At 72.5% G+C, this 8371-nt stretch carries 8 protein-coding genes; 1 reads left to right on the top strand and 7 read right to left on the bottom strand.

All coding sequences use genetic code 11. The features are described 5' to 3' along the window. Both HQ603_RS11750 and HQ603_RS11745 read right to left on the bottom strand, forming a co-directional pair. A partial coding sequence (locus tag HQ603_RS11750) for a DNA translocase FtsK 4TM domain-containing protein (protein ID WP_222684716.1) occupies positions 1 to 1059 on the bottom strand: 1059 nt, incomplete at its 3' end. Between the two features lie 60 nt (positions 1060 to 1119). Continuing rightward, on the bottom strand, positions 1120 to 1740 hold the full coding sequence (locus HQ603_RS11745) for a TIGR03085 family metal-binding protein (protein ID WP_222684715.1): 621 nt from the start codon (positions 1738 to 1740) through the stop codon (positions 1120 to 1122). A 36-nt stretch (positions 1741 to 1776) separates the two neighbouring features. On the opposite strand from HQ603_RS11745, the gene HQ603_RS11740 reads away from it, so the two are divergent. Continuing rightward, entirely contained in the window at positions 1777 to 2553 is a 777-nt protein-coding gene (locus tag HQ603_RS11740) for a sulfite exporter TauE/SafE family protein (RefSeq protein WP_222684714.1), read from the top strand. 33 nt (positions 2554 to 2586) lie between these two features. Here the strand turns inward: HQ603_RS11740 and HQ603_RS11735 are convergent, their stop codons facing one another. The 5 genes from HQ603_RS11735 to HQ603_RS11715 are packed head-to-tail and all read right to left on the bottom strand — an operon-like array spanning position 2587 to position 8365. Continuing rightward, a complete protein-coding gene (locus tag HQ603_RS11735; RefSeq protein WP_222684713.1) occupies positions 2587 to 4521 on the bottom strand; it encodes a ribonuclease J in 1935 nt (644 codons plus the stop codon). After that, a complete protein-coding gene (gene dapA, locus HQ603_RS11730) occupies positions 4518 to 5468 on the bottom strand; it encodes a 4-hydroxy-tetrahydrodipicolinate synthase (protein WP_222684712.1) in 951 nt (316 codons plus the stop codon). Before dapA ends, HQ603_RS11735 begins: the two co-directional genes overlap by 4 nt. Before the next feature lie 40 nt (positions 5469 to 5508). Then, the gene (gene thyX / locus HQ603_RS11725) at positions 5509 to 6255 is read right to left on the bottom strand and encodes an FAD-dependent thymidylate synthase (RefSeq protein ID WP_222684711.1); all 747 of its coding nucleotides are present in this window, start codon (positions 6253 to 6255) and stop codon (positions 5509 to 5511) included. Between the two features lie 9 nt (positions 6256 to 6264). Further along, the gene (locus HQ603_RS11720) at positions 6265 to 7488 is read right to left on the bottom strand and encodes a winged helix-turn-helix domain-containing protein (protein WP_222684710.1); all 1224 of its coding nucleotides are present in this window, start codon (positions 7486 to 7488) and stop codon (positions 6265 to 6267) included. Continuing rightward, positions 7481 to 8365 (bottom strand): DMT family transporter, encoded by an 885-nt coding sequence (locus HQ603_RS11715; RefSeq protein ID WP_222684709.1) that lies wholly within the window; start codon positions 8363 to 8365, stop codon positions 7481 to 7483. The genes HQ603_RS11720 and HQ603_RS11715 overlap by 8 nt, the downstream gene beginning before the upstream one ends. Positions 8366 to 8371 lie beyond the last annotated feature (6 nt).

The raw sequence follows: 8371 nt of genomic DNA, 5'->3' as shown, positions 1-8371 counted from the left end.
CCACAGGCCCAGCACGGGGAGACCGACGAGCAGCGAGCCGAGGACCACCCGCGGGCGGTCGTCGGGCTTCGGTTCGGTCCGCATGAGCGCGACGTCGAGCGGATCGCCGTACCCGGGCTCCGCGGCGTACGGGTCGAGGTCGTCACCGTCGGCGTAGTCGGTCCCGTAGGCGTCGTGGTAACCGTCGGCCGTGTAGTCGTCGTACTCGTCGCCGCCGCTGGCGGTGCCGAAGAGCGACCGCAGCCGATCCGGGACGTCGCGCACCGTCGTCCCGGTGAGCAGCAGAACGCCGAACAGGATGGCGAGCAGGAGCAACGGAACCGCCAACCACACGGTCACACCGCCGGCCAGAGGACCACCGACGACGAATCCCAGGACGCCGCCACCCGTGGCGCGACCGTCCGCGTCGGTCGGCGAGCCCGCGCCCAGATGCCACAGGCCCAGCACGGGGAGACCGACGAGCAGCGAGCCGAGGACCACCCGCGGGCGGTCGTCGGGCTTCGGTTCGGTCCGCATGAGCGCGACGGCGAGCGCGACGCCGAGCAGCGGCAACACCATGGCCGCGCTGCCGACCATCGCGCGGAGCCCGATCTCGATCCACTCCCCCACCGGGCCGCCGGCGGAGAACCACAGCCCGGCCGCGACGACGACGCTGATCGCCAGCGCGCCCAGCGCGAGTCCGTCGCGCCGGTGACCGTGCTCGATGTCGCCGGCCCGACCGACGGTGCGGGTGGTCGCGCCGACACCTCTCGCGGCGAGGGCCCACCCCGACGCGATACCGCGGCCGACGGCGCGGACGGCATTGCCACCGGCCGACGGGCCGGACGTGGTCCTGCGGGCGGGTGCGCGGCCCGTCCCGCCACGGGACGCGGCGGGCTTGCGTGAAGCCGCCGCCCTGCTCGATCCGGCGGCCTTGCTCGACCCGGCGGTCTTCCGGGGAGCGGTCGGCTTGCGGGGGGTGGTGACGGTGCGGCCGCCCGACCCGCCGCGCGCGGCGGTCGACCGGGACGATCCGGTCGTACCGGATCGGGACGCGCGCGTACTCGCCTTGCCTGCCATACCGCTCAGGTTAGTCGGTCGAACCTCACGAGGACCATCCGCAACACGAGCACCACGCCGTCAGAACGACCGGTCGAGCGCCTTCACCGCGGCGACGTCGGCCTCGTCCCCGTCGAACTCCAGCGCGACGGCGTCGCGCCCGAAGGCGTGCAGCGCCAACTCCGACGCCGGTCCCCGCAGGACGACACGCCGGGAACCGGACCCGAAGGACCGCGTCCCGAACTCCGGCGCCTCCCACACCACGGTCACCGGGGACGACCGGTACGCCTTGCGTCCCATCAGGCCGCCGAGACCCCAGAGCGCCTTCTCGAGACCGCGATCGAGGTCGCGGGGCTCGACGACACCGCGCCCGCGCCGTACGTCCTCGTGATGGACGAACATCTCGCCGATGTTCGCCACGGCGTCGAGCAGCTTGAACGGCGACCAGATCGGCGGACCCGACCGCACGTCGGCGAGCAACCGGTCGAACGGCCGCCGCGCGACGCCGTCCTGCACCGACTGCGTGTAGCCGGCCAGGGGCGGGAGCAGGATCCCGACGGACGCATCGGGGCGCCGTTCGCGGACGACGAGATGGGCGGCGAGATCGCGCACCGTCCACTCCCCGCACAGGGTCGGGGCGTCGGGGCCGGCCGAGCTCATGGTGTCGACCAGGCGGAGGCGTTCGTCGTGGGCAAGGCTCATGCGAGACGAATCTAGCCGTGTCGTAGCGTCCCAGTCGTGCCGGTCACCGAAATCGTCCTGATCCTGCTCGCGGGCTTCGCGGCCGGCGCGATCAACGCCATCGTGGGGTCCGGAACGCTGGTCACCTTCCCCACCCTCATCGCGTTCGGCTACCCCCCGGTGACCGCGACCATGAGCAACGCCATCGGCCTCGTCGCGGGATCGGCCTCCGGTACCTGGGGCTACCGCGAGGAACTGAAGGGCCAGTGGGGACGGCTGAAGTGGCAGTTGCCCGGGTCGCTCCTCGGCGGAATCCTGGGCGCCTGGTTGCTGCGCCACCTGCCCGAGAAGACCTTCACCGCCGTCGTTCCGGTGCTGCTGATCCTGGCGCTGGTGCTCGTGCTGGCCGGCCCCCGCATCCAGCGGTGGGCCCAGCAGCGGTCCGAGCGCAGCGCCGAGTCCGGCCTCGGCCGGGGACGGTTCGCGCTGCTGATAGTCGGCACCTTCGCCGTCGGCGTCTACGGGGGCTACTTCACCGCCGCGCAGGGCATTCTGCTGATGGGCGTGATGGGCGCCCTGCTCCCGGAGAGCATGCAGCGGATGAACGCCGCGAAGAACCTGCTCTCGCTGGTGGTCAACATCGTCGCCGCGCTGTCCTTCACGCTGCTCGCGTTCGATCGGATCAGTTGGGCCGCTGCGGGACTGATCGCCGTCAGTTCCCTGGTCGGTGGGGTGGTCGGCGCGAAGTACGGCCGACGCCTGTCCCCCACCGCCCTGCGACTGTGCATCGTGGCGATCGGGTTGGTGGGACTCTGGCGGCTCCTCGCGTCCTGAGAGGACGCCGGAGCCCCACCCAACCCGACTGCGTCAGTCGGTGTTCACCTCGAGCACCGTCGGCACGATCATCGGGCGACGACGGTACTTGTCCGCCACCCACCGACCGACGACGCGCCGCACGGCCTGCGCGATGCGGTGCGTGTCCTTGACGCCCTCGCCCGCGAGGCGCACCATTTCGCTCTCGACCAGCTTCGCCGCCTCGCCGAGCGCGTCGGGATCGTCGGAGAAGCCGCGACCGGAGACCTCGGGCGTCCCGACGGAGCGCCCCGTGGCGGCGTCGACGGCCATGGTGATGGCGATGAACCCGCCCTCGCCCAGTACCAGTCGATCGGACAGGGTCGAGTCGCCGACGTCGCCCACCGAGAGGCCGTCGACGTACACGTGGCCGACCGGGACCTGACCGACCACCTTCGCCAGACCGTCGACCATGTCGACGACGACGCCGTCCTCCGCGAGAACGATGCGCTCCTCCGGCACACCGGTGGCGGCGGCGAGAGCCGCGTTGGCCCGCAGGTGCCGCCACTCGCCGTGCACCGGCATGGCGTTGGTCGGGCGCACCGCGTTGTAGAGGTAGAGCAACTCGCCGGCCGACGCGTGGCCGGAGACGTGCACCTTGGCGCTCTGCTGGGTGATGACCTTGGCGCCGCGCTTGGCTAGCCCGTTGACGACGGCGAACACGGAGTTCTCGTTGCCGGGGATCAACGACGACGCCAGGACGACGAGGTCGTCGGCACGCACGTTGATCTGGCGGTGCTCGCCGCGCGCCATCCGCGACAGCGCCGACAGCGGCTCGCCCTGCGAGCCGGTGGAGATGAGGACGAGCCGGTCGTCGGGCAGCTTGGTGGCGGTGTCCATGTCGACCTCGACGCCGTCGGGCACCGTGAGGTAGCCGAGTTCCTGCGCGATCGCCATGTTGCGCACCATCGAGCGACCCACGAACGCCACCTTGCGGCCGTACCGGGCCGCCACGTCGATGACCTGCTGGATGCGGTGCACGTGCGAGGCGAACGACGCGACGATGACGCGGTTCCTCGCCTTGCCGATGACCGTGTCCAGCACGCCGCCGATCTCGCGCTCGGGGGTGACGAACCCCGGCACCTCGGCGTTGGTGGAGTCGACCAGGAACAGGTCCACGCCCTCGTCGCCGAGGCGGGCGAAGCCGCCGAGGTCGGTCAGGCGACCGTCGAGCGGCAGCTGGTCGAGCTTGATGTCACCGGTGTGGAGCGCCACGCCCGCGTCGGTGCGGATGGCGATGGCCAGCGCGTCGGGAATCGAGTGGTTGACCGCGAAGTACTCGAGGTCGAACGGGCCGTGCTGGGTGGAGTCGCCCTCGCGGACCTCCACGAGGTTGGGCCGCTGCCGGTGCTCGCGGCACTTCGCGGCGAGCAGGGCCAGGGTGAACTTCGCGCCGATCACCGGGATGTCGGGGCGCAGGCGCAGCAGGAACGGCACGGCGCCGATGTGGTCCTCGTGCCCGTGGGTGAGCACCAGGGCGACCACGTCGTCCATCCGGTTCTCGATGTGGCGGAAGTCCGGAAGGATCAGGTCGACGCCGGGCTGCTGGTCCTCGGGGAACAGCACGCCGCAGTCGACGATGAGCAACTTGCCCTGGTGCTCGAACACCGTCATGTTGCGGCCGATCTCGCCGATGCCGCCGAGAGCGACGACGCGCAACCCCTTCTTCGGGGCCTTGGGCGGGGTGCCGAGACGACCGCTGTGGTCGACCGTGCTGCGGGTGTCCGGCCGCTGCGTCGCGGCAGCTCGCGAATCCGGCCGCTGCGTCGCGGCAGCTCGCGAATCCGGCCGCTGCGTCGCGGCAGCGCGCGAATCCGGCCGCTGCGTGGCGGCCGAATTTTGCGGCACGCGCGGCGCGGACGCCGCCGGCCGGGATGCGGAGGGTGCCGTCGGCGGCGCCGGCGGGCCGGCGCGTCGAGAGGCGGATCGCCGCCGGGGCGGTCGGGTCATGTGAGAACTCCTGCGTGGTGGAGATCGACGGCGAGTGCGTCGATCTGTTCGGTGGTCGGCGCGACCTGCGGCAGGCGCGGGTCACCGACGTCGATACCGACCAGGCGAAGCCCGGCCTTCGATGCCGTGACGCCGCCGAGACGCGCGACCGATCGGACGATGGGGAGCAGTCGGACGTTTATCCGCTGCGCGGTGGCCACGTCGCCGGCGGACCAGGCGGCGTGCAGCTCACGCAGCGGTCCGGGCACGAGATGGCCGATGACACTGACGAACCCGACGGCTCCGACACTGAGCCACGGGAGATTCAACGGGTCGTCACCCGAGAAGTACTGCAGGCCGGTCTCGGCGATGATCTCGGCGCCGGAGGCCAGGTCGCCCTTGGCGTCCTTGACGGCCACGATGTTGGGGTGGTCCGCGAGGCGCCGGAGCGTGTCGCTCTCGATGGGCACCACCGAGCGCGGCGGGATGTCGTAGAGCATCACGGGCAGGTCCGTCGCGTCGGCGACCGTCGCGAAGTGCGCGAGCAGGCCCGCCTGGGGCGGCCGGGAGTAGTACGGGGTGACGACCAGCAGACCGTGGGCGCCCGCCGCCGCGGCGGTGCGCGCCAACTCGACGCTGTGGGCGGTGTCGTTGGTGCCGGCGCCCGCGACGACGCGGGCGCGGTCGCCCACGGCGTCGACGACGGCGCGGAGCAGGTCCGCCTTCTCGCGGTCCGTGGTGGTGGGCGATTCACCGGTGGTGCCGGAGACGACGAGGCCGTCGCAGCCGGAGTCGACCAGGTGCGCGGCCAGCGACACCGCGGCGTCGACGTCGAGTGCCCCGGCGGAGGTGAACGGCGTCACCATGGCGACGGACACCGTGCCGAACGGCGACTTCGGGCCCACGGTGGCGGTCGCGTGGTCGGGGCGCACAATTCCCACATGCGTGGTGGGGTCACCGGTGATCATGGTCCGGAAGATTACCCGCCGTCAGGGGTGGATCCGTCGCTCACTCCCCCGGGTACGACGAGCGCGCCACCTCGGTTCCGTCCGGGAGCGTGCGGATCTCGAAGTCGCCGAAGACGGCGGGCGCCACCTCTGCGAGTCGTCGCAGGCAGGCCACGGCGAGTCGGCGGATTTCCAGATCGGCGTGCTCGGTCGCGCGCATGGTGACGAAGTGGCGCCACGAGCGGAAGTTGCCGGTCACCACGAGCCGCGTCTCGACGGCGTTGGGCAGGACCGACCGCGCGGCCTGGCGGGCCTGCTTGCCGGCGACGACGGCGGGAGCGTCCGGCCCGGCGGCGGCCTCGAGGGCGGTCAGCAGGCGGTCGTAGGCCGCCCGGGACTCGTCCGTCGCCTCGCGGAAGAGGTCGCGGAGGGTCTCGTCGGCGTCGATGGCCGGCGGGACGACCATGCGCGCGTCGCGTTCGCTGACCGATCTCTGGGACAACTGCGAGAACGAGAAGTGCCGGTGCCGGATGAGCTCGTGACTGCAGGAGCGGGAGATGCCCGTGACGTAGAAGCTCGCGGTCGCGTGTTCGAGCACGGAGAAGTTGCCCACCGCGAGAAGGTGGCGCAGATATCCGGCGTTGGTGGCGGTGCGCGGGTTCGGCTTGTCCCAACTCTGGTAGCAGGCCCGCCCGGCGAATTCGACCAGCGCCTCGCCGCCCTCCGCGTCGGTCTCCCACGGCACGTCGTCCGGCCGCTGGAAGTCGGTGAGCGCGATCAGGGAGACGGACAGCGGAGCGGTGTGCACCCGGGAAGCCTAGGAGACGGCGGCCCGCAGGTCGGCGGCCAGGTCGCCGCGCTCACCCACGGCGACGTCGACGTCCAGCCACGCGGCCATCGCCCGCACCGAGCCCGCCAGGGCGGCCGCGACCTCGGCGCGGCGACCCCGCGCGTCGACCGAGTCCTCGGTGAACGCCCCCGGCACGGTCAGGACCCCGGCGGCACGGTCCACCCGCAGGTCGACGCGCGCGACCAGCTCGTCGTTCAGCAGGAACGGGAAGACGTAGTAGCCGTAGCGTCGCTGCGCTTCGGGCGTGTAGATCTCGATCCGGTAGTGGAAGTCGAAGACGCGCTCGGTGCGGGCCCGGCCGAAGACGAGCGGGTCGAACGGGCAGAGCAACGCGGCCGTGTCGACGGCGCGGGGCCGGCGGGCATCGGCGTGCAGGTAGGCCGGGTCCTTCCATCCGGCGACCGTCGTCGGCACGACGCGTCCCTCGTCGACGAGGTCGGTGAGGGCAGCGGCGGTCTGCGCCGCGGAGAGCCGGTAGTAGTCGCGCAGGTCGGTCGCGGTCGCGATGCCCATCGCGGCGGCCGAGTGGTCGACGAGACGGCGCACCGCGTCGTCCTCGGGGATGCGCCGCGCCGCGACGTCCGGGGGCAGAACCCGGTCGGTGAGGTCGTAGACCCGCACGAAATTGGTCCGTCGCGGCACCGTCAGCACGCCGCTCGCGAAGAGTTGCTCGCAGACCACCTTGACGTCGCTGTGGTCCCACCAGGGCCCCTTGGGCCCGGGGCGCCGACGATCGAGCGCCACCTCGAGGTCCCGTGCGGTCGCGGGGCCGCCGTCGCGGATCGCGTCCAGGACGTCGTCGACCAGGCGGGGGTGGCGTTCGGCGACGCGCTGCGCGCCGCCCCACCGGCCGTGCACGTAGCGGTCCATGCGCCACCGCAGCAAGGGCCAGTCCTCGACGGGGACGAACGCGGCCTCGTGCGCCCAGTACTCGACCATCAGGCGTGGGGATCGGGCCGTGTTCGACCACGCGGCGGTGTCCAGCGCGGCACGGTCGTAGGGACCGACGCGGCTGAACACGGGCGCGTAGTGGGCGCGGACGGCGGCGGCCACGGAATCGATCTGCAGCAGACGGGTCGTCGCGAGCACCGACGACACGGCGCGCCGACCGGACGACGTGGGCCGCAGCCGGCCGAAGCCCTGGGCGGCCACCGCGATCCGCCGCGCCGCGGCGGCCGAGACCTCACGCACGGACGGTCCGCGGACGACTCGTGTCGACCACCGCCACCAGCAACAACGCGGCTCCGACGAGACCGACGAGCGTCAGCCGCTCGCCCAGCACGATCATGGCCAGCACCGTACCCGTGAGCGGTTCCAGCAACCCGATCACCGTCGCCGTGGACGCCGGTGCCGTGCGGAGTCCGCGGAACCAGAACGTGTAGGCGGCCGCGGTCGGGATCACCGCCAGTGCCAGCAGCAGGACCACTGCCGTCGCCGTCACCGTCGGCGCGCGGAGTCCGCCCGTCGGCCCCAGCACCGCCACGAGGATCGCGCCGCCCAGGAGGAAGGACCACCCCGTCATCGCCGATTCCGACAGTCCCGCGACCGGACGTCGTCCCACCAACGTGATGGCGGCGAACGACGTGCCGGAGAGCAGCGCCGTCGCCGCGCCCACCACCGCGGTCGTCGTCGGCACGTCCGCGGGCGCGCCCACCAGGAACACCAGTCCGATCACCCCCACCGCCACCGTGCGGACGGCGACGGGATCGGGGCGTCGTCGATCGGTGAACGATTCGACGGCCACGCAGACCACCGGAGCCGACCCGATGGCCACCAGCGTCGCCGCGGCCACGCCCAGCAGCGAGGTGGCGGCGAAGTACGCGCCCTGGAATACCGCGGCCAGCGCCCCGATGATCGCGATGCGGCGGTACGCGGCCGTGCCGTGCGGTCGCCCGAGTCCACCGGCGACGGCGTACAGGACCAGCAGGACGCCCCCGCCCCCGAGCCGACAGGCCGCGACCGCCGTGGACGGCAGGTCCGCCGCCGCGCCGAAGGCGGTGCCGAGCACTCCCCCCGTGCCCCACATCAGTCCGGCCGTCACCAAGGCCGGAACACCGGGCGTCGTCACCGAACG

Origin of the sequence: Rhodococcoides corynebacterioides (assembly GCF_019834675.1) — a bacterium.
GTDB lineage: Bacteria > Actinomycetota > Actinomycetes > Mycobacteriales > Mycobacteriaceae > Rhodococcoides > Rhodococcoides corynebacterioides_A.
This window is presented reverse-complemented; position numbering and strand designations above follow the sequence as displayed.